This is a genomic window from Sphingomonas sp. MMS24-J13 (genome assembly GCF_044905095.1).
In the GTDB taxonomy this organism is placed as follows: Bacteria; Pseudomonadota; Alphaproteobacteria; order Sphingomonadales; family Sphingomonadaceae; genus Sphingomonas_I.
In genome coordinates this window covers 4,381,717-4,407,174 of sequence record NZ_CP173258.1, presented here as the reverse complement: position 1 = coordinate 4,407,174, position 25,458 = coordinate 4,381,717, and the positions used below count along the sequence as shown (strand labels likewise).

The window sequence follows — 25,458 nt, the reverse complement described above, 5'->3', positions numbered from 1 at the left end:
TGGGCTGACTTTCTCTCTCTGTCTCTTTCTCCACGAGGATTTCCGATATGAAAAATCGTTCGCTGATGGTGAACGCGGCCACCGCGCGCCTGCTCACCCTCCCTCCCTCCTGTGTGTTCGGCCCGATGTCGGGCGCCGAAGCGAAGCGCGGCCGCCTTATGCGCGACGCAGAGAATCATGGCGGTGGGACCGGCCTCACCGCCGAGCAAATCGCAGAAAAGATCAAGGCCTCGCTCAATTCGGTGAAGTCGATCGCCGATAAGGCGCTGACCGAGGCCTCGAAGTTCGGCGATATGCACGTCGAGACCAAGGCGGCCGTCGACAAGGCGCTCACCCAGCTCAACACGCTCGACGAGTTGAAGAACCGGATCACCGATCTCGAGCAGAAGGCGACCAGGCCGCAGGGCGGTGGCAAGGACGAATTCAAGTCCTATGGTCAGCAGGTCGCGGAGCACGAGAGCATCAAGTCGCTGTCGGGCAACGAGCGAAATGCGGTCCGAATTCAGCTCAAGGCGATCACCACAGCATCGGGATCGGCCGGCGGCATGATCGTCAGCCAGCGCGAAACCGATATCGTGGGGATGCCGAAGCGCACCGATATCGTTCTGCGCGACCTTCTCTCCGTGATCCCCATCGACACCGGTTCGGTCGATTATCCGAAGCAGACGCTCCGCACCAACAATGCAGCGCCTGTCGCCGAGGCGGCGGCCAAGCCTTACAGCAACTATGGCTGGTCGCGTGCTTCCGCCACCGTTCGCACGATCGCGCACCTGGCGAAGCTCACCCGCCAGGCCCTCGACGATGCGCCGCGCCTCCAAGCGGAGGTGGACGCTGAAATGCGTTACGGCCTCCAGCTCCAGGAGGACGCGCAGATCTTGCTGGGCGACGGTACGGGCGAAAACCTTTATGGTTTGATGCCGCAGGCGACGAGCTATGCACTGCCGTCCGGCGCTTCGGCACCCACCACGCCGATCGACAAGCTGCGAGCGGCCCTCCTGCAGTCGGTCCTGGCGCTTTATCCCGCCGATGCGATGGTGCTGAATCCGGTCGACTGGTTCAACATCGAGACCACTAAGGATGCGGCGGGGGGCTACATCTTCGCAAACCCGCTCGCGATGGCCGGCCCCGTCCTCTGGGGCAAGCCGGTGGCCTCGACGCAGTCGATGACGGTCGGATCCTTCCTCATCGGCGCGTTCAAGGTGGCAGCGACGTTGTACGACCGACTGACGCCGGAGGTTCTGATCTCGTCGGAAAACGTCGACGATTTCGAGAAGAACCTTCTGACGATGCGCTGTGAAGAGCGCCTTGCCCTCGCGGTCAAGCGACCAGCCGCGCTGACCAAGGGCACCTTCTAAGTCGTCCTTCCACCACGAACCTTGGCGGGCGGCGGCTGGTGCGCCGCCGTCCGCTTAACCCAGGAGACGTTTCATGCCGAAATTCACGACGCTGGTCCCGCATATCGGTGACCGCCCGTACGAGCCGTATCAGCCCGGCGAAACCCGCGAGGTCGACGACGAAAACATCATCAAGCACCTGATCGACGGCGGCACGCTGGGTGCCTACGACGCGAAGGCTGAGGCCGAGTTCAACAGCAAATCCGAGGGCAAGGCTCCGGCGAACAAGGCCGAGGGCAAGGCGCCCTCGAACAAGGCCGCCTGACCATGGCGCGCGGCGGTCAGCGGTCCTACGGCAATGCCGGCCGGACTGCCTATAGCGGCGGGACCCGCGGGGGGCAGGATCGCGCCGCCTTCGTGTCGTCTGTTCTGAAACCCCTCGTTCTATCGGGCGGATTGAAACACGGGACTGCATCGAACGGGATGATCTCAGGCGCGACGGCAAGCTCCGGAATCGTCAGCAACGTGGCCGGGCTCACCGTCAATTCGGCGGCCCGCACCTACGCCTTCGACGGCACCGCCGCTGCAGGTACGACGGCGAATGGTCTGGTGGAAACGTTGGCGGGCGCGACGGGTTCGCCGAGGCCGACCCCCGTGACCGTGGCCGCCTGATCATGCGTGCTGTCGTCATCACCCCGCCCGGTCCCGTCGTCACCTATGAGCAGGCGGTCGCACGTCTGAAGCTAGGTGGTGGCGATGGCGAGCGGGCTGATGTCGATGGGATGATTGCGGCGGCTACGGGCATTATCGACGGGCCCGACGGTTATCTAGGCCGGGCTATCGGCGTGCAGACCATCGAAGCCCGGTTCGACCATTTCTGCCACCAAGATCAGCTGCGCTGCGGCGAGATTATCCTGCCATTTCCGCCTCTGATCGAGCTTGTTTCGGTTTCCTATATCGATGGCAGCGGCGCTGTTCAGACTGTCGACCCGTCGGCTTACGAGATGCTCGGTCAAACGCTCGTTCCTGCGTTCGGCACCGCTTGGCCGACGCCGCGCTGGCAGCGAGAAAGCGTCCGCGTCCGTTATCGGGCTGGATATCCGGCGACAAATGCGGATCCGCCCGTGTCGACGGTACCGCCCGCGATCATCACCGCCATTTTGCTAATGGTCGGAGACCTTTATCGTTTTCGGGAGACCGTTATGGCGGGCAGCGCGAAGACCGAAGCAATTCCGATGTCGACCAAGGTCGAAACGCTGCTCGGTCCGTTCCGGGTGTTCGCATGAACGGGCTCGATGCTGGTACGCTGGACCGGGAATTGCGGATCGAGCGCCCCGTCGCCGACGACTCCTTCGACGGCGCGGGATCGGGAGCGTGGGCACTCGTCGCGACGGTTTGGGCGAGCGTTCAAGACGCACTGCCGAGCCGCGGGGAGCGGCTCGCCGACGGAGTGAACGTTTCAGCTCGCCCCGCGCGTGTCCGGATACGCTTTCGCGACGACGTGACGCCCAACATGCGCTTCGTTCTCGGCACGCGCATCATGCAGATCATCGCCGGGCCGGCTGAACTTGGCCGGCGTGATGGGCTCGAGTTCATGGTCGAGGAATACAGCCCAGCGGGCAATCCAGCCTGATGGCGACGTCTCGCGGGCGCGCGGAGGTCAGCCAATTCCTTAAGGACGCGCCGTCGAGCATCCGCCGGATCCTGATCGGCGCCGGCCGAGCTGGCGCGAAGGTGATCGCTGACGAGGCGAAGCAGCGCGTTACCTCGGATGAGGTTCGCGGTTCGATCAAGACGACGGTAAAAGAAGAAAAAGGCCGGATCGTCGCGAAGGTCCAGACGAAGGGCAAAGGCGCTTACATCGCACCTTGGCTCGAGCATGGAACCGCTCCGCACTTCATCAGCGTCGCCGCTGACCAGCGGCGCGGGCTGAGCATCGGCAAGGTGAACGAGAGGGTGAAAGAGGGCTCGCTGGTGATCGGCGGGAAGTTTGTTGGCGAGACCGTCCACCACCCTGGCGCCCGCCCCCATCCGTTCCTGCGCCCCGCGCTCGACATGAAGGAGCAGGAAGCGGTGCAGGCGGCGCAGAACTACATCAATTCGAAGGTCGCCCTCATGAAGCGCGGCGCGCAGATCGACGACGTTGGAACCGACGAATGAACGGGGTTGATATCATCGGGGCGATTCTGACTGCCGACGCCGAGATTGTCGCGAAGGTGCCGGTTGCCCAGATCAAGGCCGGGGCATTGCCAGAGGATGCGCCGCTGCCGTCCCTGCTGGTGCGGTCGATCAGTGAGGTGGAGCGCCAGAAGCTGCGCCGGATCGGCTCGGTGATGATTACCGAGCGGATCGAGGTGACGGTGCGGGCGGCATCCTATCGCGATGCCAGGATCATCCGCGAAATGGTTCGCGATGCGTGCGCCGGCCGTGTCGGCCCGATCGCCGGCGTGGGCACGGTGTCGGTCTCGAATTCCGGCGGTGGGCCCGATCTGATCGGCCCGAATAACAGCTACGAACGAGGACAGGATTTCCGGGTCTCCTACGAGATCCAGGCATAGCGAAGGAGACGTACCATGCCCGACACTACCGAGAAGACGAAGAAGGCGTTCATCATCCGCGATTTCAAGGATGCCGGCACCGACCGCGAGTTCACCGCCAGCAAGGGTGAGAACGATACGGCCGACCTCACCGAGGGTGAATTCCTCAATTTCAAACATGCCGGCCTGGTGCGCGAGCCTCAGGCGACTGCTCCGACCAAGGCGCCGAAGACCGACGCCTGATCGCTGCGCGGGCCCGCGACCCGCTCGGCTCCCTGATTGCCCGCCAGGCAATACCTTGCCCGCCGCTTCTGGCGGGCTTTTTCATGGAGAACGAACATGGGTTTGAATACTGCGGCGGGCGCCTCGATCGCCCTTTCTGTCGCCGCCCCCGCTACGCAGGACGCAGCCGGATACGCTGCGTTGACCTATACCGAGGTCGGCTCGATCGAGAAGATCGGCGGCATCGGCGCGACCTTTTCGAAGGTCGAATTCAACCCGCTCAAGGGCGGCAAGAAGAAGCTGAAGGGACAGCCGGACTATGGCACGCTTCAGCCCTCGATCGGCATCGACGAGACCGACGCCGGCCAAACTCTGCTGCTGACCGCAGCGAGTGATCAGACGAACAAATATTACTCGTTCAAGGTCATCAAGCAGAACGGCGCAATCCGCTATTTCCAGGGGCTCGTGTTCGGCCTGCCTGAGACCATCGACGGCGTCGATACGGTCGACATGTCGACCCCCACGATCGAGATCAACACGCCGATCGTCCGCGTCGCCGCCCCGTAATCACCCGATCCGGCGCCCGCGACGCCGGCTTACCCCATGCACCGGCTCGCCCCGCTTGTCGCGGGCTGCGGGCGGGTCCGGTGCACCATCCTTCCCGCGAAAGGGTACTACCATGGATTTCACGAAATTTGCCGCCAAGGAGACGGCCTTCATCCACTTCAAGGGGCCGGACGGCGCCTATATGTACGACGACGGCAAGAAGGTCGGCGTTACGGTCTACGGCCCGTCGAGCAAGCAATATGCGATCGTCGACGATCGGGGCTCGGCCCGCGCACTGAAGCGCATGCAGGACAACGACAATAAGATCAGCCCGATCCCCGGTGACGAGCGCCGCGAACAGCAGGCGCAGGACTTGGCGGAGCTGACCGTTTCCTTCGAAAACATCACCTATCCACCCGCTGGCGATGCCCAGGGCTCGACGCTATTCGCCGCCTTCTACGCCGACCCGGCCATGGGCTTCTTCAAGGACCAGGTCGCGGCCGGCGTGAACAAGTGGGGAAACTTCATGCCCGCATCAGCGGGGAACTGATCCTCTACATACGGCAGATGGCATGGCTTGCTGCCACGCCGAAGCCGCCGGAGGGTTCGAAGCGGGCAAAGAACGCGGCGACCTCCCCGACTGTCAGTCGCATCGAACGTATGAAGAAGGGCGGCATCAAGCCGCCGCTGCCGCCCACGTCCATGCCTCATATCGCCAGCCGTTTGATGGAGATCGGGCCGACACAGCCGGCAGGCATGGGCGTGGCGCCGCTCAGCTGGAGCGAAATCAACGCCTGGTGTGATCGCACCGGCATAGAGATCGCCCCATGGGAGGCTCGGCTTATCCGGCGCCTGTCGGTCGAATATATCGCCTTCGGCCGTAAGGCCGAGGCGGAGAATTGCCCGCCACCCTGGAAGGCCGAGGTGTCACGTGCGGAGATCGAGCATGAGGCGTCGTTGCTCGATGCAATTCTCGGCTAGAGCCCAATAAGCGAGGCAGAGTGTAGCGGCTTGTATTTCACCGGGCAGTAAGTGTCCGCGTACACGGCGATTTCTACCACTGTATTTCGGGCTGGATCTCGCCAGAGCTTGCGCTGAGGTACAGTGGTAGAGGACTCAACCGGCTTTCCGTATTTGCTGAGCAAGCTTTGCAACAGGGATGTGCAGCTTTCCGTACCATCATCGAGCGTGAGCTGGACAGCAGATAGCTTCGCTGATGTGAATTCAAAGAACGCAGAAAACTTGAAGGTGCCGGCGCTATAGGAGCTGCTTGCATAGGTGTGTCCGTCATCGGGCGATGCGGGATGTGGGTCTCCGGCCTGAAATTTCTTGCCAATCGCCTTCTCGACCGCCGCTGGCGCAGATCCCCACCGCGTGTTTTGCCAATCCGCTTTCGCCGGTGTGGCGATCACGACGGCCGTCACAAGAATAGTCCGCAGCATCATAGCCTCCCGAATCATCGGGAACCATCGCAACAAATTGAGGGAGGGTCGAGATGAGCGATGACGGCGTGCCGACCCTTGAGGTCGGCTTCGACATCAACCCGAGTGCAAGCTTCGGCACGCTGCAGACACTCGACGATATTATCGGCAAAACCGAGGCCGATGCCGTCCGCTCGTTCCAGAAGATGGAGACTGCGGCCAACGCGCTGAGCTTCGGCGGTGCATCCGCCAGCATCAAGGCTTTCGGCGATGACGTGGCGCGCACCGCTGCAGAGGTGAACAGGATCGAGAAGGCGGGCGAGGGACTTTCTCGCCAGCTTGAACGTCAGATTTCGACCTTCGGCCTCACCACTGCCGAGATCCGCGCGATGAAGGTCGAGACACGTGCAGCGGCGGCCGAGACGGCAGGCCTTACCGAGCTGGCGGAGCGGCTGCGCACGCAGCAGCAGCAGCTCGTCGAGCTGGAGCGTCAGGCGACGATCGCCGCCGCTGCCGATGCCGCCGCGGTGCGCGATGCTGCAATCGCCTATCAGCAGTTCGAACAGGCGGCGCGCGCCGGCGCTCTCGCCATGAACGAAGCCGAGCTTCGGGGGGCTGCTCAGGCCTATCAGATGTTCGAGGTGCGGGTTCGCGCCGGCGCAGCCGCCTTGCGCGAAGAAGAGGCGGCGCTCGAGCGGGTCAATCTGCGCGATGCGGCAATCGCCCACCAGCAATTCGAGGCGCGCGTGCGCGCGGGCACGACGGCGATGCGGGAGGAAGAGCAGGCGGCGCTCAAGGACGCGGAGGCCGCCGCGCGTCTCCGTGACATGCTCGATCCAGCCGCAGCGGCCCAGCGCAATCTGAACGACGTGATCGTTCAGGCGCGGCGCGTCATGACCGATGCCGGTTTCAGCGCCGAGGAAATGGCGACTGTCGAGCAGAGGCTCGCCGATCAGGCGCGCGCGAGCGGCGGTGCGCTACGGGAGCACGCCAGCATTCTCGGTCTCAACAGCTTGCAAATGACGATCGGCGTCAGCGCTGCTCACCGCTTCGCCGATAGCATCCTCGCTGGTACGCCGCCGATGCGCGCCTTCATGATGCAGGCTGGCGACGTCGTCGGCGTCCTGCAGGCCGACAATGGTGGCCTGGCGGGCGGGTTCGCCAAGGTGCGCGGGCTGATCAATCCCCTCAGCATCGGAATTGCCGCACTGACCGCCGTGGTGGTCGTCGGGGCTGCCGCATGGCTCAGCTACTCCAACGCAATGGACAAGCTGGAAGCGCTTGCGCAAGGCTCCGGTCGGATGATCGGCGCGACCGGCGAGCAGCTGGAGACGATCGCGGAAGCCGGAGCGAGGGCGGGCAATATCTCGGTCAGCGCGGCTCGCGATCTCGAAGCCGCTTACGTCCAGACCGGCAGGATCGGTCAAACCGTTCTGCCGGGCCTGATCGGCCTCACCAAGGATTTCGGCGCAGCAACGCAGCAGAATGCGAGCGAGGCGAGCAAGGTGCTTGCGGCAGCATTCACCGATCCGGCTAAGGGCGCCGATGAACTGACGACCAAATATGGCATCCTCGACGCTAAGACGCTCGACTATGTCCACACGCTGGTCGAGCAGGGACGTGAGGTCGAGGCGCAGCAGGTTCTCCTGAAGGGGCTGGAGAGCGCGTTCGATCGAGCCGCCGATCATGCCAACATCCTCGCGCGCGCATGGGCCTCAATCAAAACTGAGGCGTCCGACGCCTGGAACTGGATGGGCAAGGCGATCGACCGTGCGCTCGGTGGTGGAACCCTGACTGAGCGGATCACCGATCTCCAGCAGCAGCGCGCCTATCTGCTGGCATCGAACGCGAATGGAGCGGTCGGCGGGATCGACAGGCAGATTGCCGATCTCAGGGCGCAGCTGGCGGCCGAACAGGCAAAGCAGAACAACGCGAGGGCCCATGCCGATGCCGTTCCCGGTCTTAAGCTGGTCGACAGCTTCACGGGCGATGACAAGCTGGGCGACCTGAGGGCCAATCTGACCGCGGTCAACAAGCTCCTTGCCGATGGCGGCAAGGCGGCAGGACTGAGCGCGGAGCAGTTGGCGAACGCGCGGCAGGCCCAAGACGCATACAGTCATGCCGTCCAGACGTATCTTTCGCCGGCCGATAAGCAGGTGAAGATCGCTGCGCTCGATGCTCAAATCGCCGCCACCAAGGGGCCGGCGCAAAAGGCGGCACTGGAGGCGCAAAAGAAGGCGATCGAGCTCAGTGGCCAGGTGATCACGCGCGCGCAGGCCGAGGCCGAGGCGCATTCGAAGGGCGCGCAGGCGCTCGCGACTGCCAGCAAGGCCGGCGAAAATCATGCTGCCACTCTCGCGCGCGAGGCGCTGGCGCAGGAGGCGCAGATCCGGAACCTGTACGCGCTTGGGGATGCCTACAAGATCTCCGGTGGCGCGGCGCTCATCGCCGAAGCGCGGGAAAAAGCCGAGAGTAAGGCGATCAAGGATCGCGGCGATATCGAGGCTGCGGTCTCGCGCCAACTTCGGTTGCTACTCGCGCAACGCGTTGCCGACACAGATAAGGCACTTGCCACGGCCGCCAATCAAGCGGCAGCTCAAGAGCAAGCCAATGCCATGGTTGCGGCCGGTCTGATCCCTGCTTCGCAAGCGGCGCAGGTCGTTCGAGACAGGATCGCCGATTTGCCGCTGCTGGATGCGCTTGCCGCCGCTCAGCAGATGCACGACCTTGCGGGGACAAAGAAGGTAACGGAAGCGTTGGAGGCCCAACGCGCGGTCCGTGTGCGGTTGCGCGGAGCTGAAGCCACAGCGCAGGCTGACGTCGCCCTGTCCAATGGGCGCGATCAGTTGGCGTACCTCGCCGAGGAAACGCGGCTGATCGGCGCTAACGATGCCACCAGGGTGCATGCGTTGGCTACTCTTAAAGCTACCCAGGAGGCGAATAAGCTCATCGCCGCAGGCCTCGATCCGGCCAAGGCTGCAGAATATGTGAAACAGCAGGTCGCGATCGCCGATAACACGCAGTCCCAGGCTGACGCCCAGCGCCACTACAACGAGGCCCTCCAGTACACAGCTGAGCAAATGGCCGCGATCGATGAGACGGCGCGTCTCACGGGCCAGAGTATGGCCGATGCGTTTGGCAAGGCCGGGCAAGCGGCAGGTGATGCCCTTTCGGCGGTGACCGGCTATTATGCGAAGCAGACACAGCTCGAGGCGGCGCACACCGCCGCGTTGAAGCAGGCTGGCAAAGATCAGGGAGCGATTGATCAGGCAAATAGCCTTTTCGAGCGCCAATCCACCGACGCGCGCATGCAGGGCTTCATCGGTCTCACCGCTGCCGCGAAGAGCATGTTCGACGAGCACAGCAGGGGTTACAAGGCGATGGAGGCAGCCGAGAAGGCCCTCGCTATCGTCCAGCTCGCACGCACCGCGATCGATGTCGCCGGCGGCGCCGCGAAGATGTTCGCCGAGCTTGGCCCGTTCGCCTTCCCGGCGGTCGCCGCGATGCTCGGCGTCATGGCTTCGCTTGGGTTCGGGGGCGGTGGCGCCGGCGTCTCGCAGGCCGACTATACCAAGGGCAACACCGGCACCGGCACGGTGCTAGGCGACAATGGCGCGCAATCGGACAGCATCAAGCGCTCGATCGACCTTCTCAAGAGCGTCGACGATGCGACCTTGACCGTGAACCGGGCGATGCTCGCCAGCCTGCGGAACATCGAAACCGATCTGGCCGGCGTGTCGTCGCTGATCGTCAGGGCGGGCGACATCAACGCGAGCGCGGGGATCACCGAGGGCTTCAACAGGGCGCTCAGCACTACCGCCGTGACCGCGATCCTCGGCGGGCCGGTCGGCTTGCTGGTATCGAAAATTCCGGTCATCGGCGGAATTCTGAATGGCATCGCGGGTGTGATCTCGTCGCTGTTCGGTACGAAGACCACCGTTGTCGGCTCGGGCATCGCTGCCGATCCGCAGGCGATCGGCAGCATCCTCTCGAATGGCTTCGATGCGCAGAGCTATTCGGACATCGAGAAGAAGCACAAGTTCCTCGGCATCACGACGGGCACCAGCTATTCGACCGTCTACGGCGGCGCCGTCGATAGCCAGATCACCGACCAGTTCGCGCTAATCCTCAAGAGTTTCGACGATGCGATCGTCGCGGCGGCCGGGCCGCTCGGCAAGAGCACGAGCGACATCAGCGCCACCCTTAACAACTTCGTCTTTTCGCTCGGCAAGATCGACCTGAAGGGCCTTACCGGCGATCAGATCCAGGCGAAGCTGGAGGCCGTCTTCGGTGCCGCCGGCGATGCTATGGCCCAAGCCGCCATCCCCGGATTGGAGCGGTTCGAAAAGGTTGGCGAAGGCTATCTCGAAACGCTGGTGCGCGTGGCATCCACCGTCGAACAGGTGGATGCGACATTCCAGCGGCTGGGCAAGACCACGACATCGCTCGGGGTCGATGTCGACATGGCGGTTGCGAACATGTTCGACAGCGTGTCGGATTTCACGAACACAGCGAACACCTATTTCGACGATTTCTACACCGCGGCCGAGAAATCCGCGGCCGAGACCGCCCGGCTGACCAAGGCGTTCGATGGGCTCGGCCTGACGCTGCCGACGAGCATCGCCAGCTATCGCCAGCTGGTCGACGCGCAGGATCTCACCACGGCCGCAGGGCAGCAGATGTATGTCACGCTGCTCCAGCTCGCGCCGGCATTCTCCGAAATGGTCGGATCGATGCAGGATGCCGCCACGGCGGCGGCCATCCTGAAAGAGCGGCAGGATCTGCAATCGCAGCTCTGGCAGCTGGAGGGCAACACGGCGGCAATTCGGGCGGCCCAGCTGGCCACGCTCGATCCCAGCAACCGCGCGCTGCAGGAACAGATCTACGCAATCCAGGACGCGCAGGATGCCGCCAAGGCTGCCGACGATCTGCGGCAAGCGTGGCAGTCGGTCGGATCGAGCATCATGGACGAGGTCAATCGCATTCGTGGGCTCGCTGACACCGCGTCCGGGGGCAACTTCGCCTCGCTGATGGCCCAATTCAACGCCGCGACCGCCGCAGCGCGTGGCGGCGATCAGGACGCGGCCAAGAGCCTGCCAACGCTGTCGCAGAACCTGCTCACGGCCGCCGCCGCCGCCGCGACCAGCCGGCAGGAGCTTGACCGGGTCCAGGCACAAACCGCTGCCAGCCTCGAACAGACCAATGCCCTGATTATGGCGTTCACCGGGCAGTCCGGATCGGGCGCCGCCGACCCGACCGATCTGCTGAGCAGCATCGCGTCCTCTTCGGCGAGCAGCGCGGCGGCGAACGACAATGTCGTTGCCGCGATCCAGGCATTGCGCGACGAAATCGCCGGGCTTCGCACCGACAGCAATGCGGGCAATGCCCAGATCGCCGGGCCTCTGGCGAAGATGAGCAAGACGCTCGACAATGTGACCCAAAAAAGCGGCGGCAACGCGGTTTCGGTCTCTGCGTGAAGGTTCTGAAGCCAGCGTCGGTCAACGACGCCACCTTGCTCGGCAGCAGCATCGCCGAGACAGACTATCCCGCGTGGTCGGCCGGCACCGAATATGGCGGCGGCGCGCTGGTCATCCTGCCGACGACGCACCGGATCTACGAGAGCGCGCATGCCGCGAACCTCGGCAATGATCCGAACGCCGGCACGCACTGGATCGACATAGGGCCCACGAATCGCTGGGCGATGTTCGATCGGGCGGTCGGCACCGCCAGCACTGCGCCCGACAGCTTGAGCGTCACGCTGCGTTTGCCCAGCGCGGTCGACGCGATCGCGTTGCTCGACGTGCAGGCCGATACGGTCCGCGTTCAGGTCGACGCCGCGGGTTACGATCGAACCCTTGTACCCAACGCAGCTCTGCTGGTGCTTTTCGACGACGTGCCGGCGGCGGCCGGCGCCGATATCATCGTCACCGCCTACGGGGCTGCGGTCGCGGTCGGGACGTTGCTGGCCGGCCAGATGGCGGACCTCGGCTGCACCGAGGAATCGCCGACGGCCGGGATCAAGGATTATAGCCGCCGGTCGACCGACGATTATGGGGTGACCACGGTTGCGGAAGGCGATTGGTCCAAGCAGCTTTCGATCAAGGCGCTGTTCGATACCGCCGATGTCGATGCGGTGCGGAACTCCTTGGTGGAGATCCGCGGCACCCCGGCGCTGTGGTTCGGCGAGGCCGGCTTTGATGTCCTTACCGTCTATGGCTTCTTCAAGGATTTCTCGCTCGATCTCGAACTGCCCGAGACCAGCTATTGCACGGTCACGATCGAGGGATTGCCGACCAGCGCGACGGCGCCGTCGATGCCGGCAGGCGACGACGACGCGCTGCGTGTGCTCAAGCCGGTGCGTCTCACCACCGCGATGCTGGTCAGCAGCAGCGTGCCCGAGAGCGACTATGGCGAGTGGGAGATCGATTGGAGCTACCTGACCGGCGCGCGCGTCATCAGCAAAGCCACGCACCGGATTTACGAGAGCGTCACCGACAGCAATATCGGCAACGACCCGACGACCAGCGATAGTTCGAAATGGATCGATATCGGCTCGACCAATCGCTGGGCGATGTTCGATCAGGCCCTTGGCTCGGCCACGAGCGCGGATGGAACGATCGACGTCACGCTTGCGCCTGGCAGCCCGGTCGGCGCGCTGGCGGTGCTCGACAGCAATGCCATATCGACGCGGGTTCAGGTCGCCTTGGGCGGCGCGACGATCTACGACGCAACCCGCTCGCCTGACGGCACGACGGCGCTTCTGTTCGACGATCTGCCCGCCGTCGTCGGTGCGCAGATTTCGCTGTCCTTCACGGGCGCGCAGCTCGCGATCGGCACGGTGATGATCGGCGCGATCGGCGCGATCGGGATGGCGCTTGCCGGTCCGACGGCCGCGATCACGGATTATAGCCGCAAGGATACCGACAGCTTCGGCGTTACCACCATCGTCGAGCGGCCCTGGGCGAAGACGCTGGCGATCAAGTCGCTGATCGACACCTCGGCGGCGAATGATGTGCTGGCCTATGTCGCGTCGCTGCGCGCTACGCCCGCGCTCTGGATCGGCGGCGAGAGCTACGACACGCTTACCGTCTATGGCTTCTTCAAGGATTTCTCGATCGAGCTGACGCGCAACATCAGCGTCTGCATGCTCAGCCTTGAGGGGCTCACCGCGGCCGAGATCGACGACACGAGCGTTACCGGCATCCTCAATTATGTCCGGCCGATCTACCGGAACGCGGCGACCGTGCCCGACACGCCGGCCAACAATAGCGGGCCGACGCCCACTGGCTGGTCAGGCGCGCCGCAGCCGCTCGCTGCCGGAGAATATCGCTGGTGGAGCCAGGCCGAGTTCCGGGCCGAACAGCAGCTTACGAACTGGACCGCCCCGGTAAAGGTCGGAGGCGTCGCCTGGTCGGAGACGATCGACAGCGATCCGGACCACCCGAAGCCGGCCGATGGCGCCACCAACTCGGGCGATCCGCTCTCGGCCTTCGGCATCGACGGCACGGTCAAGGACGCGCTCGATCGCGCCGACGCATTGGTGCGGGGCGCGCTGCAGGCCGTGCTGATGAGCGAGGCGCAGGCGGCACGCACCGCGGCGCTCGAACTGATCGATGGCAAGAAGATCAAGCTCGTCGTGCGACAGGAGATCAGCGACCGCGAGGACGGCGACACGCGGATCTATGAGGTCCTGAACCTGATCGGTTTGGTGAACGAAGACGGATCGGCATTCATTATTGACCTCGATCGGGTCAAGGTCAGCCCGACCCAGACGTTCGCGGCGCGGCTGAGCGAGCTGACGGCCGAACTGCAAACCGAGATCGACACGAAAGCTTCGACCACGCAGATGACGCAGGCGATCGCCGATGCGTCCGGCGCGCAGGCTGAAGCACTCGGGCAGGTCGAAGCCGAACTGCAGGGGCAGATCGACGAAAAGGCTTCGGTCACTCAACTCAGCCAAGCGATCAGCGACGCCTCTGGTGCGCAGGCGACAGCGCTGACCGACGTGCAGACCGAATTGCAGGGAGCGATCGATACCAAGGCATCGGTGACGCAACTCGCCGATGCGATCTCTACCGAGCACGATGCGACGGCCCATGCGATCGGCGTCGTGCAAGCCAGCGTCGATGACCTTTCGGGATCGGTGACCAATCTGCAAGAGGTTGTCGTCGATCCGCAGACCGGCGTGACGGCCAAGGCGGTTTTGGCCATCAATGCCGATGGCAAGGTTGTCGGCATCGTTGCCACGAATAATGGCTCGGTCGGCATCCTCGACATGTTGTTCGACGCCTTTATCTTCCGGCGCCCGAACGGAACCGTTCTGTTCACTAATGATGGCGACACGGTGAAGCTGCCCGACGTCGAGGTCGACACGCTCGCCGACAATAGCGCGATCAAGCCGATCGTGAGCATGTCCAGCACGACCCTCTCGGGGGCAAGCTCCTCAACCAATGGCTCGCCGGTCGCGCCGACGCCTTATTACACCATCTTCAGCCGCACGCTCACGATGAACCGTGCCGGCCTGGTCAAGATCAGCCTGAACTTCGCGCAGGCTTTTACCTCGGGCCAGACCAGCCGCCCCTGGATCGCCTATGTCGCGGTCGACGGCGTCCAGCGGCCCGAGAGCCTGCGCTTCGGCACGGTGCCCGGGGATAGCGTTTCAACGGTCGGATATTTTTACGCGCCGGGAGCCGGCGACTTCACCATTACCGCGCATTGGGGTGCCCACAACACCATCCAGCTCGGAATGCGGAGCTTCGCAATCGAAGCGATGCCCGGTGCCGTCCCGCCGACCGACGAAGGCGATGGTGGCGACTATGGCGCCGGCGGGACCGGCGGTGGCGGCGCTGGCGGTGGTGGCTGGAGCCGCGGCGCGGACCTCCCCTGATCGGCCATCACGGCAGGTCAATTTCTAATCGGAGCATCGAATGGCAGATACAGCCACCCTGCTGACGGAGGTGGGGGATCTTCTTGCGCGCCAGGGCGTGATGATCGGCGCCAACGTCGATCTCATCGTCGGGAGTGTGACCGACCCCGACAGCTTCAACTCCACGGGCGGGAAAACCGGCCTGCTCGGCTATTATCCGGTCACGCTTCCCGACACGACGACGATGTATTTCCCCTGCCTGCAGCGCCTGCAGGCAATCGCCTCCGCTTCGGCTGATCCAGCGACGATCCAGAATATGCTTGCGGCGCAGGTCACCGCAGCGACCACCGCAGCGACACAGGCGAGCACCGCAGCAACGCAGGCTGTCGGCGCCAAAGATCAGGTCATAAGTTCGGTCGATGCGCTCAAGGGCGGCGCCGATACGAATAACGACACGCTGAAAAAGGTCGGGGACCGTATCACGGCAACGGTCGGCGGCGCCGACACGAACAATGACACGCTGAAGAAGGTGGGCGATCGGGTCACCGCCAGCAACGCTGCGCTACTGCCCTTCGCCATTCCCGTCGTGCCGCCATATAATCGCATCAAGGGGCTTTCGATCGCGGGCGGCGACCCCAACGATGCCTATTACGTCGCTATCTTCTTCCGCGACGACAATGGCACCGGCGGGGCCGGTAGGTTCCGGATCGCCTGGGCGCGTGCATCGGATAACGTCGTCGTGGTCGACACCGGCATTCTGCCGGTCGCAGGGCTGAGTGGCGTCAAGCCGATCTCGATTCCGACGGTCAACGGCTCGGGCGTTACCATGTCGGCGCCGATCGATTTCGGGACCGGCTCCGAAACATGGTCCGTCCTCAGCGGCACTGTGGCGGCGAGCAGGGTTGACAATTCGCGTACGATGATCGATCTGCCGATCTGGAAAGGGGCCGTGAACGCGCTGGTCACTCCGGCGATCGCGGCGGCAACCGCGACTATTGCGGCCGAGATTAGCCCCTTCGCCATGTCTGTCGCGGCGCCGTGGGACCTTATCCAGGACGTGGATATTGTGGGGGGCGACCCCAACGATGCCTACTATGTCGGCACGTTCCTGCGCGACAATTTCGGAACGGGCGGGGCCGGTAGGTTCCATGTTGATGTCAGGCGGAAATCCGACAACGCCGTCGTCGCCGATACCAACATCCTACCGACGACGACGCTGATCGGCGTGAAGCCGGTTTCGCTGCCCATCACGAATGGTTCCGGCCTGACCGTTTCCATGCGGATCAATTTCAAGACGGGCGTCGAAACCTGGTTCGTCACCGGATCCAGCACCACCGCTCTGCTCGACAACGGCAAGACCTTCGTCGACTCGCCGAACATCAAGGCGGCCATCGCGGCGCAGGTTTTATCATCGCTGTCGACCGAGGCTCTGCTCTCCGCTGGCGGCATGGCGCCGCAAGTGCGAGACCCGTTTCTCCGTGCCTTCGTGCAGGATATCCGGGTCTATTATACCAAGGATCGGCGAAATCAGTTTATCATCAGCGAGATCGACCTTTTCGGGGGCGCCGGCAATCTCAGTCCGTACCTGCGGATTTACATCAAGAACCTGACCACGAACACGCAGGTTTGTTTTAAGCAGATTTCGCTACCGACGCCCGCCGCGTCGGCTGACGTCGCTGTGGCCACGTTCATTGCATATTTGCAGGCCAACTATTCGACGATCGTCCTTACCGACGAGGCGTTCAGTTTCTCTAACATTCACACCTACATGACGCCGGATTGGTCGCAACTGGCCAACTTCCCCTATGGTACCAAGCTCTACGCGACGTTCTCGGCCGGCGGCATTCACCCGGATCGGATCTATGACGACGGCAACGGGGGAAGCGATTACCTCGATCGCGATCGGTATGGCACCCGCATCAACGTGCCGGCCGATGGGGCGACGTTCGACGCGACGATCGTCGCGCTGCAAGACACCAGTGGCGGTGCGACACCCGCCAATATCTCATCCAAGGCCCACTACGCGAACCCCGTTCGCCTCTTCCTCGCGGAAGGTGGGCACACCGATGTCAATAGGTTCGTGCCTGCCTTCGTCGAGCTCCAGGGCTCGGGTCGGACGCGGACTGAGATCCGCAGAAGCGGGAACGCGTTAGCCGCGGTCATTCAGACGCACGTCGAAACAAAGGTCAGAGATCTCAAGATCATTTCTGACATGGATCCGCAATATCCCGATCACAACGATCCGGTAAATGGGATGTGCTTCGATCCCAGCGGATACCAGACGCGGTTCTTTCGGCAAAAATGGGAACGCGTTGATTTCGTCATGGCGGGCACCAACGCCGGACAGGGCTTCGGCTGTGGGATACCGTCTGGCGCTTTGATCGAGTTCCACGCGTGCCGTGCCTATCATGAGCGGACCGACCTTCCCGGATCGACCTATGTCGCTACCGGATGGTTTTTTCACAACACCGGTCCAACCCTCAATGCGCCGCAGATCCGGCCTTCGACGATGCCGAGCCGCGTCAAGATGGTGGCTTGTGGCAGCAGCGACGATACCTTCGAAGCAGTCTATACTTCGACGCTGGAGCGCGTCGCGCTGTGCACGCTCGAGCTGGTCGACTGCGACAACTTTGCAATGGTCCAGCACGAGGTCTTATCGGGCGGCGAGGTCATCACCGATCTGGCCGCTGATCGTGTCGGTTGGGACATTGTCGGCAGTTATGCCGGCCCATTTCGCTACAAGGATTCCGATGGCGCCTGGGTTCTGGCCGCGCCGGTCGGAACGGTCATCACCGGAGCGCTCGCAGCGACGATCTTCGGCGCGGTCGACGCGCTTGGCCGTGGCGCGAAGTGGATCAAGGCGGGCTCGACCAAGAGCCTTGGCGCGCGCCTGGGCGACATGACCGGGAACAGCGCCTCCCTGACGCTCAACGGCCAGTCGTGGACACCGACGACGGACCTTACCTTGGCGAGCAACACCGCGATTACCGATGCGATCTTTGCGGCAACCGGCGTGCAGCTCACGCAGGTCGATCTTCGGTTGGAAGCATTTCCCCATGCTTCACCGCGTCGCCGGATGCGCAACAGCACGGCGACGACGATCCCCAAGGGGCGGTTCGTCACCCGCGTTTCTCGTGGCCATGTCGAGTTGGCGCAGGTCGGCGTGATCGCCGGCGGCAAGGTCACGGCCGGCGGCACCGGCTATACGAGCGTCCCGACCGCAACGATCGTGGGCGACGGCACCGGGGCAACGGCGACAGTCACGATCGCGGGCGGCGTTGTCACCGGCATCACCACCACGCGCGGCAAGGGCTACACCAATGCCACGGTTGTGATCTCGGGCGGCGGCGGCACGGGCGCTACGGCTACAGTCGTCATCGGCAATGATCCTATCTTGGGCTGGACCATCCGCGACATCCTGGCGGGCGGCGACGACGAGGTGATCACGACGAAGCGGATCTGGTGGGAGTATATCGCGGGTGCGACCGCCGATGGTGGCGCATGGGGGATCTCGGCCGATGGTCAGCTCAGCTTCGGTGCCCCGATAAAGCTCGGATACGCGATCGGCGGAACCCTGACTATCGCCTGATCAGGCCGCCGCCCGCCGCGCCCCCTCAAAACTAAAGGAAAATCCATGAAAATCCTGCACCTCGCGGGCGCCCTGGCGCTTGCGCTTTTCGCCTGCGCGCCATCGCCGGCCCAAGTAGGCCTGTCGATCAAGGCGCCGGCCGGCTACGTTCCGGGCGTCGTCAGCTATTGCGACGATGGCACCGGGCACGCGGTGATATGCTCAGCTGGGCCAGGCGGAGGCGGCGACCCGAGCTACACCGGCGCCAATGCCTCGACCACCATCCCCGCGAACATCGGCGTCGTCGGCGGGTGGGATGGCACGAACCTCCGCCGGTTCCTCACGGACTCAAGCGGGCGGCTGTTCGTCAACGTCAATACGCTGCCGGCGCTGGCGCAGCTCCCCGCGACGCTCGGCCAGAAGACCAGCGCGCAAAGCCTTCCCGTCGTCTTCCCCTCCGATCAAACGCTTTCGACACCGCCGCAAAGCTACACGCTGCTGAGCAACGCGAGCGCGACCGGGTCGACGATCAGCGGCGCGCAGGGCGGCGGATATATCTTCTCGGCAACGGGCACCTTTGGCGGATCGACCGTCCAGCTCCAGGCAACCGATGCGTCGGGCGCCCTGCAGAACGTCAGCGGCGCCAGCTTCACGGCCGCCGGCTCGATCTGTGTCGCGGTCGGCCAGGGCTCGAGCGTTCGTGCGACCGTCACCGGCGGCTCGCCGACCGGCCTCTATGCGCTGCTGCAAGGCGTCGGCTCGTGCGCTACCAGCGCGGTATCGATCACCGGCAAGGTCGACACCGTGATCGTGAGCACGGCCACCAACCGCAGCGCGTACATCGGCTTTATCGGAACCTCCGGCACGGCAACGACCGCGTCAACGACGCTGACCACCGCCACGATCACCACCGCTTTCACCAACCAGGCCGGCGCGACGTCGGGCATTCCCATGATCGGGCAGATCATTGCCGGATCGGGCATCACCACCGGCACCACGATCACGGCCGTATCGGGCAGCAGCCCGACGTTCACTCTCACGCTCAGCGCGGCGGCTACCGTGCCGGCTGGCTCGGCCTTGACCAGCACCGGCCCGCAACAGGTCATGCCGGCGAACTCAGCCCGCCGCGGTGTCATCATCCAGAACCCAAGCGGATCCGCGAGCTGCTGGATGAACGGCACGAGCACCGCAACGACCGACATCAATAGTCTGAAGGTCGAGTTCAAGGGCTACTACGAGAGCCCAGCCTACCACGTTGGCCCGGGCGCAGTCGGCATGATCTGCGACGGCGCCACCGGCCTCTACATTCGGGAGCTCTGATCCATGCGCCGCTTGACCAGCATCATTTGCGCGTTCCTCGCGCTCGCCGTGTCGCAACCGGCCCACGCCTACCTGTCGCCTTCGGTCCGGAGCACGAAGGTTGTTCCGAACACGATCGCGTGCCTTGGCGACAGCTTCACCAACCGCTTGTGCAATATCGGCTGGGATAGCATGCTCGGCATGGCGCTGATGATCCAGCCGCGCAACATCGCCCAGCTCCAGGATTACGCCGTCGGCGGCACCACGAGCGGCAGCGGGCAGAATGGCGGTTTCGACAATCTCCTGACCCAAGTCGTGACCGCATGTTCGCAGAAACTCGGGCCGCCGCCCCAGGTCGCGATCGTCGGCTCGCCTCCCGGCAACGATACCACCGGCACGTTCGAGACGTTCGGATATCCGAATTACAAGACGGCGCTGAATACGCTCACGGCATGCTGGCCGAACACGACGTTCTACATCCTCGACAGCTCGGCGCAGGGCTCGACCTCGTCGCGCGCGAGCGGCGGTTTTCTTTATTCCCACATCCTGCTGCGCGCGCTGGCCGAGAGCTACCCGAACAACCAGGTGCGGTTCTTCGGGACCACGATCTACAACGTCGACGATCAGGGCACCGTTGCCTATCACTCGGCCCTGCCCGGCACGACGGAAAGCGATGCGGGCGGCGCGGTCCACTGGTCTCCGCTGGCAGCGCGCGGCGCGGCGGCCGATTTCGCCTCGCAGATCCTCGACTTCAACGGCTTCCAGCCGATCACGCCGGCGGCGACCTTCACCGGCGATCGCTACAATGCGAGCACCTGCCCATGGTGCAATATGTTCGGCGGGTATCTGAAGACGTTTCAGGCGATTCCGGGCGGGCTCGCGATCAGCGGCGTCCAGATGTGCGACACTACCCTGACGAACTATTGCTTCACGTCGACGATGACTGCCGGCGCCAATGCTGCCGCGACTTCTGCCGCCGGTACGCTGACCTATAAGGGGCGGTCGTTTAAGGCGCTGGTCATCAACGTTCGCAACGCGGACTATGCCACCACCAACACCGCGACCACCGCGACCGCGACGATCAACCTCTCGAACACGAACAATCCTACCGGCGTGATCGGCACGGCGGGAACTCAGGTTCGTTTCCGGACCGGCGTCCTGGTCAATATCGCTGGCGCGGGCCCCGGCAGCGGCTTGACACAAGTCCGGTGGTTCTTCCGCTGCACGCAGAACGGCGTCGTCAATACGCAGTTCGGCGCCGGCGAGCTCGGGTCGGCGACGGTCAATCCGACCACCCCGACCGGCATGGATCTCGTCGACGGAACTTATGTGCTCGAGACGGTCCCGGCGACATGCGACGGTGGGCAGGCCTCGACGGCCACGCAGGCGGTTATCCAGATCGTCACTCGGCCGGGCGTCACGCCGAACTTCACGGTGAGCATCGCCCAGCCGCACGCCACGGTGAGCCCGATCACCGCGCCTTAATCAGCACATCAGGAAAGGCGAACGCGATGAGCGATGACCGGATCGTGATGAAGATGATCACGGCGAACAGGAACCCGATCCCGTCGAGCTTCAACGGGGATCTGTCCCTCTACGGCATTAACCTGTTTCTCATGACGGCGATGACGTTCCTCGGCCTGATGCTGGCCTGCCGACAGGCGAGCCGGATCTGGGCGCAGCGGAACTATGATCATCCCCTCGATCCGGTCTCGCTCTATCGATGCATCACATTCTTGGCGGCGCTGGCCGTCTTCCTGCGATGCGGCGCCGAGGCTCTTCTGCTCTGGGGATGGTCACCGACCGATGTGGAAGTGACGAAGCGCGTCGTCATGGCAAAGCGCTGGATTGATCCGCTGGCGGTCTGGTGCGGCATCTTGTGGATGACGATCGTGATGCTGGGCGAACCCGGCATCGAGCACCAGCTGCGCAAGGCGCCGCTGCCCGTTGATATGTGGTCGCGATGGCCGACGCTCGTGCGAGCGCTCGGCGTCCTCGTGCTCAGTATGGTGATGGCCTTCGCCGCTGTCATCCTGCGGTGAAGACCGTGGCAATCGGGGGTGCCGCGACCGCGGTTTCCGTCCCGGTCATGTGGGATTTTCTGGGCTATAGCTTCGAGGCCGGCCCGTTCGTCATCACCGTCTGCGCCACGCTGATGACCCGCCTGATCGTCTCTCTCAACACCGGCGGCCGTAAGCGCGTGCTGCTCGATGTCTCGGTGACCGCACTATCAGTGCTGGTCGCCTCTCTCTGGACGCAATCGAACGACCTCGCCCTCCTGCCGGCGGGGCTGTCGGGCATCGCCTTCGGGGCGCTCGGCATCGGCATCATCGGCCTCGCAAAGAGCCAGGCCACGATCGCGTTTCGTGCCGCACTTCATACCTTTGTCCGCAGCCTTGGCGCCGGACGGCCACCGGAAAACCCGGACGCATAACCTTAAATCAAGGAACGGTCTGATGATCGAATGGGCGAAGGTCCAGGCGGCGCTGACGCGTGCCGGCTATCCGTGTGGGGCGGCCGACGGCGACCCGCGCGTGAAGACGTTCACGGCCCTGTTCGCGTTCGCCGCCGGCCGTCAGCCGGACGAGACGATTGCCGCGCTCGGCCGCGCCGGCGCGGCGCGGCTTCGCGATGACGCGATCTGCGGCACGCCCCAGCGCCTGGCTGAGTTCCTCGCCCAGTGTTGCAACGAGACGGGCGGCTTCGTCCGGTTCGAAGAGGATCTGCGCTACAGCGCGGGCGGCATGCTGAAGACGTGGCCAACGCACTTCACGCCTTCGCAAGCGATTGCGGCGGTCGGCCGGCCGATCGAGATCGCCAGCCGCGCCTATGGCGGGCGCAACGGCAACGCCCCCTACCCGTCCCGCGACGGCTTCACCTATCGCGGCCGCGGCATGCTCCAGCTCACCGGCAAGAGCAATTATGCCATCTATGGGGAGCTGCTGGGGCTGCCCCTGCTTGCGCAGCCTGACCTCGCCGCGGATCCGGCCGATAGCCTCCTGATCGCCCGCGAGTTCTGGCGGAAGGGCCGCGTCAACGACGCGATCGACAAAGGCGATTTCGTCAACGCACGCCAGATCACGAACGGCGGCGCGATCGGCCTGACCGCCGTTGCGGCGATCCGCACGCGGCTGTTGCAGGTGCTGGCATGAAGCTGCTTTCGCCCATCCTAAAAGAGGTGACGGATAGCGCGGGCGGGCTGTACCTGTGGATCTATTGCCCAGGCTGCGAAAGCGAGCACAGCTTGAGGATCCGCACGCCTCACGGCGATAACTGGAGCTGGAACGGCAACGCGGACCGGCCGACCTTCCGGCCCTCTTTGCTTGTGCGGACCTGCCGTGCAGTCGATCCGTCGTTCGTTCCAGAGCCGGGCGACCCGCCGGAGGTCTGCCACTCTTACATTATCGATGGCCGTATCCAGTTTCTCGCCGACAGCACGCATGCGCTCGCCGGGCAAACGATCGACCTGTCGGCGTTTGAACTATGACCGAACGCCTATTTCCGGTCATCGCGCGGGACACCCAGGGCAAAAGCATCAACGCGCGCATCCCGTGGCGTCTTGTTGAAGCATTCCGTCACCAGTGCGAAGAAATGTGCGGCGGGCAGACGCTGGAGCGCATCGCCGAGCGTGGTGGCATGAGCTGGCGCGAACTCGCTCACGCCCTTGCCGGCTTGAGAATGGGAGCGCTCGTTCATGATGATCGCGCCCATCAGATCATGGTGATGGGCGCGCTTCACCTTCTTGATCGGCAGGGTGATCCGCGCGGTTCTCTCAAAAGAGTCTGACGATCAAATGTAGACCGCCCACAATGTTATGTCCGATTCATCGATCGTAAGGTAAAACTGTTCAGGTGAGCAGAAACTTATTTTACCGATGAGGCCAATCGCCATACCCTTATGAATATCGGCGAGTTTTGATACGGGAAGAGTAATTTTCACTTAAATCATCCTTTCTGAATTCGTCAACAGCGACGATTTGTTCATCATATTCGGTTTCGGCCGGCTCCGCATTATTGTTTTAAAGGATAGTCCATGTCCGATATCCCAGCGCCGGCCGCAACGGCCGCGCGCGCACTTCTCGCGTCTGCCGTCCGTCACGCCCTCACCGCCGCCGGTACTGCGCTCGTCACGCGCGGCCTGGTCGATCAGGGTGCGGTCGACGGGTTCATGGCTACTGGTGTCGAGATGGTCGTCGGCGCCCTGATCGTCGCCGGGGCGACTTGCTGGGGGCAGTTCCGCGCATGGATGTCGCACGGCCGCTTTGCCGCCGCCTGGGCCGCTCTCAACGGCGAGCAGCAGTCGGCCGGCGTTGCCGGCGCGATGGCCTCTCTTTCCCCCGCTGCCGCCGGTCAGGCCGACAGCGCCGGGCCCGCAGCCTGACCACCATTCCCGATCGGAGTTTGATATGTCGAAATTGTTTGTCGGCTTCCTCAATGCCGCCCAGCTCGCCGCGCTGCATGCGGCTGGCCATGTGCTCGAAAGCCGTGCCCTCTCGGCCGGTCAGCAGCTCGTTGCTACGCTCAAGGGCACGTCAATCGGCGCGGCCGTCGTCGGCGACATCAAGGCGCTCACCGATTCGTCGCTGTCGGGCGCGGAGAAGTTCGAGAAGGTGGTCGCCAATACCGCGCCGCTCGTTCTGCAATACGTGGTCGGCGGCGGTTTCTCGACGATCGTGGGCGACGCCAAGGATCTCGCGCGCGAGCTGGTCCAGTCGCTCTACAACGACGTGATCGGTTCGGCGACGAAGGCTGCGGATGCCGCCGCCGCCACCCGCCTGCTCGCGACGCAGAAGGAGACCTGATGGGTCGGCGGTCGCTTAATCTCAATTTGGCCCCATCAGGGCGTCGATCTTAGGAACCGGCCTGACCCTTTATTACGTCTTCCAGCGTGGAGTTGGTGAGGACGACCTCCTGCTCCGCGAGCTCCCCAACATCAATCCCTCTCTGGCCATCCAGTCGGCCACGCTTGCGACGTTTCTAGCAATAAATTCGTTCATCAATATGAACGCATCTTGCGCCACTTCCAACGGCACCACCGGAGCGGCTTTCTGCGGGAGCTGATGCACCGCCCCTCGATTGATGCGCGGAATGCTTGTATTAACGTCTAGGTAATATCCCCACGGCGTAGATGGAAATATTTGGAAACCATAAAATACGCCAATTCCAAATCTCGTGAATTGAACAAATTTAAAATTGAGACCCATCCCCTGCAGGGTGGCCATGTTCCAAGGAACCTCGGAAATTACCAAAGCAAATACAAATGTCGACGTGCGGGGATCGTGGGCAGCGATATCGATTACGGTATCACGATTGTTGGCATTGAGATTGTATTTTGACTCGCTTAGATCCTGGACAACCTTTGCATGGAAAATTGTTGCCCAGCCTTCAGGTCGCCTCGGCATGAATTTGACAGTCTCAATCAGATCGCCGGAGTCGAGCAGGCGCGTTCGCTTAATCGTACATCCAGTGCTTCGCTCGCCCCCGTGCACAGAAATGTGATCTTCGATCAGGCCCTTGTCCCCATCCCACCCCAAATTAACTGGCTTGGGCGTTAAGATAACAATTTGGTCCGCGGATCGCTCGCGCACCGCGAATAGCTCTTTTGGCACCCCGCCGACGGTGAGCTGGAAGCGAGTTTTTGGCTTTTTAGCAGACACTAAGAGCGA

At 63.6% G+C, this 25,458-nt stretch carries 25 protein-coding genes; 23 read left to right on the top strand and 2 right to left on the bottom strand.

All coding sequences use genetic code 11. The features are described from left to right. Positions 1-47: 47 nt before the first annotated feature. The 11 genes from AB4Z44_RS20480 (at position 48) to AB4Z44_RS20430 (ending at position 5,620) form a co-directional block, all read left to right on the top strand. On the top strand, positions 48-1,355 hold the full coding sequence (locus tag AB4Z44_RS20480) for a phage major capsid protein (RefSeq protein WP_404711493.1): 1,308 nt from the start codon (positions 48-50) through the stop codon (positions 1,353-1,355). 73 nt (positions 1,356-1,428) lie between these two features. Then, complete coding sequence (locus AB4Z44_RS20475) at positions 1,429-1,659, top strand: hypothetical protein (RefSeq protein WP_404711492.1); 231 nt, start codon at positions 1,429-1,431, stop codon at positions 1,657-1,659. 2 nt (positions 1,660-1,661) lie between these two features. Then, positions 1,662-2,006, top strand: a complete 345-nt coding sequence (locus AB4Z44_RS20470) for a hypothetical protein (protein WP_404711491.1) — start codon at positions 1,662-1,664, stop codon at positions 2,004-2,006. A gap of 2 nt (positions 2,007-2,008) precedes the next feature. After that, the gene (locus AB4Z44_RS20465) at positions 2,009-2,620 is read left to right on the top strand and encodes a head-tail connector protein (RefSeq protein ID WP_404711490.1); all 612 of its coding nucleotides are present in this window, start codon (positions 2,009-2,011) and stop codon (positions 2,618-2,620) included. Beyond that, the gene (locus AB4Z44_RS20460; protein WP_404711489.1) at positions 2,617-2,967 is read left to right on the top strand and encodes a head-tail adaptor protein; all 351 of its coding nucleotides are present in this window, start codon (positions 2,617-2,619) and stop codon (positions 2,965-2,967) included. The genes AB4Z44_RS20465 and AB4Z44_RS20460 overlap by 4 nt, the downstream gene beginning before the upstream one ends. Next, complete coding sequence (locus tag AB4Z44_RS20455) at positions 2,967-3,494, top strand: HK97 gp10 family phage protein (protein WP_404711488.1); 528 nt, start codon at positions 2,967-2,969, stop codon at positions 3,492-3,494. The genes AB4Z44_RS20460 and AB4Z44_RS20455 overlap by 1 nt, the downstream gene beginning before the upstream one ends. Continuing rightward, positions 3,491-3,892 (top strand): hypothetical protein, encoded by a 402-nt coding sequence (locus AB4Z44_RS20450; RefSeq protein WP_404711487.1) that lies wholly within the window; start codon positions 3,491-3,493, stop codon positions 3,890-3,892. Before AB4Z44_RS20455 ends, AB4Z44_RS20450 begins: the two co-directional genes overlap by 4 nt. Positions 3,893-3,907: 15 nt before the next feature. Continuing rightward, positions 3,908-4,114: a hypothetical protein gene (locus tag AB4Z44_RS20445; protein ID WP_404711486.1), complete on the top strand. Its 207-nt coding sequence runs from the start codon at positions 3,908-3,910 to the stop codon at positions 4,112-4,114. A 96-nt stretch (positions 4,115-4,210) separates the two neighbouring features. Further along, the gene (locus AB4Z44_RS20440; RefSeq protein ID WP_404711485.1) at positions 4,211-4,660 is read left to right on the top strand and encodes a hypothetical protein; all 450 of its coding nucleotides are present in this window, start codon (positions 4,211-4,213) and stop codon (positions 4,658-4,660) included. Positions 4,661-4,772: 112 nt separating this feature from the next. Beyond that, a complete protein-coding gene (locus tag AB4Z44_RS20435) occupies positions 4,773-5,189 on the top strand; it encodes a hypothetical protein (RefSeq protein WP_404711484.1) in 417 nt (138 codons plus the stop codon). A 110-nt stretch (positions 5,190-5,299) separates the two neighbouring features. Continuing rightward, positions 5,300-5,620 carry a hypothetical protein gene (locus tag AB4Z44_RS20430; protein WP_404711483.1) on the top strand — a complete coding sequence of 107 codons (321 nt, stop codon included), beginning with the start codon at positions 5,300-5,302 and terminating at the stop codon, positions 5,618-5,620. Here the strand turns inward: AB4Z44_RS20430 and AB4Z44_RS20425 are convergent. Further along, positions 5,617-6,081: a hypothetical protein gene (locus AB4Z44_RS20425; RefSeq protein ID WP_404711482.1), complete on the bottom strand. Its 465-nt coding sequence runs from the start codon at positions 6,079-6,081 to the stop codon at positions 5,617-5,619. The genes AB4Z44_RS20430 and AB4Z44_RS20425 overlap by 4 nt on opposite strands. A gap of 53 nt (positions 6,082-6,134) precedes the next feature. Between AB4Z44_RS20425 and AB4Z44_RS20420 the strand changes: the two genes are divergently transcribed. The 12 genes from AB4Z44_RS20420 to AB4Z44_RS20365 all read left to right on the top strand — a co-directional run bounded on the left by AB4Z44_RS20420 (position 6,135) and on the right by AB4Z44_RS20365 (position 24,594). Continuing rightward, the gene (locus tag AB4Z44_RS20420; protein ID WP_404711481.1) at positions 6,135-11,537 is read left to right on the top strand and encodes a phage tail length tape measure family protein; all 5,403 of its coding nucleotides are present in this window, start codon (positions 6,135-6,137) and stop codon (positions 11,535-11,537) included. Then, positions 11,534-14,947 carry a hypothetical protein gene (locus AB4Z44_RS20415; RefSeq protein WP_404711480.1) on the top strand — a complete coding sequence of 1,138 codons (3,414 nt, stop codon included), beginning with the start codon at positions 11,534-11,536 and terminating at the stop codon, positions 14,945-14,947. Before AB4Z44_RS20420 ends, AB4Z44_RS20415 begins: the two co-directional genes overlap by 4 nt. A gap of 97 nt (positions 14,948-15,044) precedes the next feature. After that, on the top strand, positions 15,045-18,515 hold the full coding sequence (locus tag AB4Z44_RS20410; RefSeq protein WP_404711479.1) for a hypothetical protein: 3,471 nt from the start codon (positions 15,045-15,047) through the stop codon (positions 18,513-18,515). A 45-nt stretch (positions 18,516-18,560) separates the two neighbouring features. Beyond that, complete coding sequence (locus AB4Z44_RS20405; RefSeq protein ID WP_404711478.1) at positions 18,561-19,814, top strand: hypothetical protein; 1,254 nt, start codon at positions 18,561-18,563, stop codon at positions 19,812-19,814. Between the two features lie 3 nt (positions 19,815-19,817). Further along, complete coding sequence (locus AB4Z44_RS20400; RefSeq protein ID WP_404711477.1) at positions 19,818-21,278, top strand: hypothetical protein; 1,461 nt, start codon at positions 19,818-19,820, stop codon at positions 21,276-21,278. A gap of 26 nt (positions 21,279-21,304) precedes the next feature. Beyond that, on the top strand, positions 21,305-21,835 hold the full coding sequence (locus tag AB4Z44_RS20395) for a hypothetical protein (protein WP_404711476.1): 531 nt from the start codon (positions 21,305-21,307) through the stop codon (positions 21,833-21,835). After that, on the top strand, positions 21,832-22,227 hold the full coding sequence (locus AB4Z44_RS20390) for a hypothetical protein (protein WP_404711475.1): 396 nt from the start codon (positions 21,832-21,834) through the stop codon (positions 22,225-22,227). Before AB4Z44_RS20395 ends, AB4Z44_RS20390 begins: the two co-directional genes overlap by 4 nt. A 22-nt stretch (positions 22,228-22,249) precedes the next feature. Next, positions 22,250-22,945 carry a glycoside hydrolase family 19 protein gene (locus AB4Z44_RS20385; RefSeq protein WP_404711474.1) on the top strand — a complete coding sequence of 232 codons (696 nt, stop codon included), beginning with the start codon at positions 22,250-22,252 and terminating at the stop codon, positions 22,943-22,945. Beyond that, the gene (locus AB4Z44_RS20380; RefSeq protein WP_404711473.1) at positions 22,942-23,280 is read left to right on the top strand and encodes a DUF6527 family protein; all 339 of its coding nucleotides are present in this window, start codon (positions 22,942-22,944) and stop codon (positions 23,278-23,280) included. The genes AB4Z44_RS20385 and AB4Z44_RS20380 overlap by 4 nt, the downstream gene beginning before the upstream one ends. Continuing rightward, on the top strand, positions 23,277-23,579 hold the full coding sequence (locus AB4Z44_RS20375) for a hypothetical protein (protein WP_404711472.1): 303 nt from the start codon (positions 23,277-23,279) through the stop codon (positions 23,577-23,579). Before AB4Z44_RS20380 ends, AB4Z44_RS20375 begins: the two co-directional genes overlap by 4 nt. Positions 23,580-23,825: 246 nt before the next feature. Beyond that, entirely contained in the window at positions 23,826-24,173 is a 348-nt protein-coding gene (locus AB4Z44_RS20370) for a hypothetical protein (protein WP_404711471.1), read from the top strand. A 25-nt stretch (positions 24,174-24,198) separates the two neighbouring features. Next, positions 24,199-24,594: a hypothetical protein gene (locus tag AB4Z44_RS20365; RefSeq protein ID WP_404711470.1), complete on the top strand. Its 396-nt coding sequence runs from the start codon at positions 24,199-24,201 to the stop codon at positions 24,592-24,594. Between the two features lie 72 nt (positions 24,595-24,666). Here AB4Z44_RS20365 and AB4Z44_RS20360 read toward each other — a convergent pair whose 3' ends face one another. Continuing rightward, positions 24,667-25,449, bottom strand: a complete 783-nt coding sequence (locus tag AB4Z44_RS20360) for a hypothetical protein (protein ID WP_404711469.1) — start codon at positions 25,447-25,449, stop codon at positions 24,667-24,669. Positions 25,450-25,458 lie beyond the last annotated feature (9 nt).

Bases quoted from the DNA above. Each gene is read 5' to 3' on its own strand.
- AB4Z44_RS20425 (WP_404711482.1), bottom strand. From the start codon at position 6,081: ATGCTGCGGACTATTCTTGTGACGGCCGTCGTGATCGCCACACCGGCG.
- AB4Z44_RS20450 (WP_404711487.1), top strand. From the start codon at position 3,491: ATGAACGGGGTTGATATCATCGGGGCGATTCTGACTGCCGACGCCGAG.
- AB4Z44_RS20400 (WP_404711477.1), top strand. From the start codon at position 19,818: ATGCGCCGCTTGACCAGCATCATTTGCGCGTTCCTCGCGCTCGCCGTG.
- AB4Z44_RS20435 (WP_404711484.1), top strand. From the start codon at position 4,773: ATGGATTTCACGAAATTTGCCGCCAAGGAGACGGCCTTCATCCACTTC.
- AB4Z44_RS20395 (WP_404711476.1), top strand. From the start codon at position 21,305: ATGAGCGATGACCGGATCGTGATGAAGATGATCACGGCGAACAGGAAC.
- AB4Z44_RS20470 (WP_404711491.1), top strand. From the start codon at position 1,662: ATGGCGCGCGGCGGTCAGCGGTCCTACGGCAATGCCGGCCGGACTGCC.
- AB4Z44_RS20465 (WP_404711490.1), top strand. From the start codon at position 2,009: ATGCGTGCTGTCGTCATCACCCCGCCCGGTCCCGTCGTCACCTATGAG.
- AB4Z44_RS20370 (WP_404711471.1), top strand. From the start codon at position 23,826: ATGTCCGATATCCCAGCGCCGGCCGCAACGGCCGCGCGCGCACTTCTC.
- AB4Z44_RS20455 (WP_404711488.1), top strand. From the start codon at position 2,967: ATGGCGACGTCTCGCGGGCGCGCGGAGGTCAGCCAATTCCTTAAGGAC.
- AB4Z44_RS20475 (WP_404711492.1), top strand. From the start codon at position 1,429: ATGCCGAAATTCACGACGCTGGTCCCGCATATCGGTGACCGCCCGTAC.
- AB4Z44_RS20445 (WP_404711486.1), top strand. From the start codon at position 3,908: ATGCCCGACACTACCGAGAAGACGAAGAAGGCGTTCATCATCCGCGAT.
- AB4Z44_RS20480 (WP_404711493.1), top strand. From the start codon at position 48: ATGAAAAATCGTTCGCTGATGGTGAACGCGGCCACCGCGCGCCTGCTC.
- AB4Z44_RS20405 (WP_404711478.1), top strand. From the start codon at position 18,561: ATGAAAATCCTGCACCTCGCGGGCGCCCTGGCGCTTGCGCTTTTCGCC.
- AB4Z44_RS20430 (WP_404711483.1), top strand. From the start codon at position 5,300: ATGAAGAAGGGCGGCATCAAGCCGCCGCTGCCGCCCACGTCCATGCCT.
- AB4Z44_RS20440 (WP_404711485.1), top strand. From the start codon at position 4,211: ATGGGTTTGAATACTGCGGCGGGCGCCTCGATCGCCCTTTCTGTCGCC.
- AB4Z44_RS20420 (WP_404711481.1), top strand. From the start codon at position 6,135: ATGAGCGATGACGGCGTGCCGACCCTTGAGGTCGGCTTCGACATCAAC.
- AB4Z44_RS20375 (WP_404711472.1), top strand. From the start codon at position 23,277: ATGACCGAACGCCTATTTCCGGTCATCGCGCGGGACACCCAGGGCAAA.
- AB4Z44_RS20365 (WP_404711470.1), top strand. From the start codon at position 24,199: ATGTCGAAATTGTTTGTCGGCTTCCTCAATGCCGCCCAGCTCGCCGCG.
- AB4Z44_RS20460 (WP_404711489.1), top strand. From the start codon at position 2,617: ATGAACGGGCTCGATGCTGGTACGCTGGACCGGGAATTGCGGATCGAG.
- AB4Z44_RS20380 (WP_404711473.1), top strand. From the start codon at position 22,942: ATGAAGCTGCTTTCGCCCATCCTAAAAGAGGTGACGGATAGCGCGGGC.
- AB4Z44_RS20385 (WP_404711474.1), top strand. From the start codon at position 22,250: ATGATCGAATGGGCGAAGGTCCAGGCGGCGCTGACGCGTGCCGGCTAT.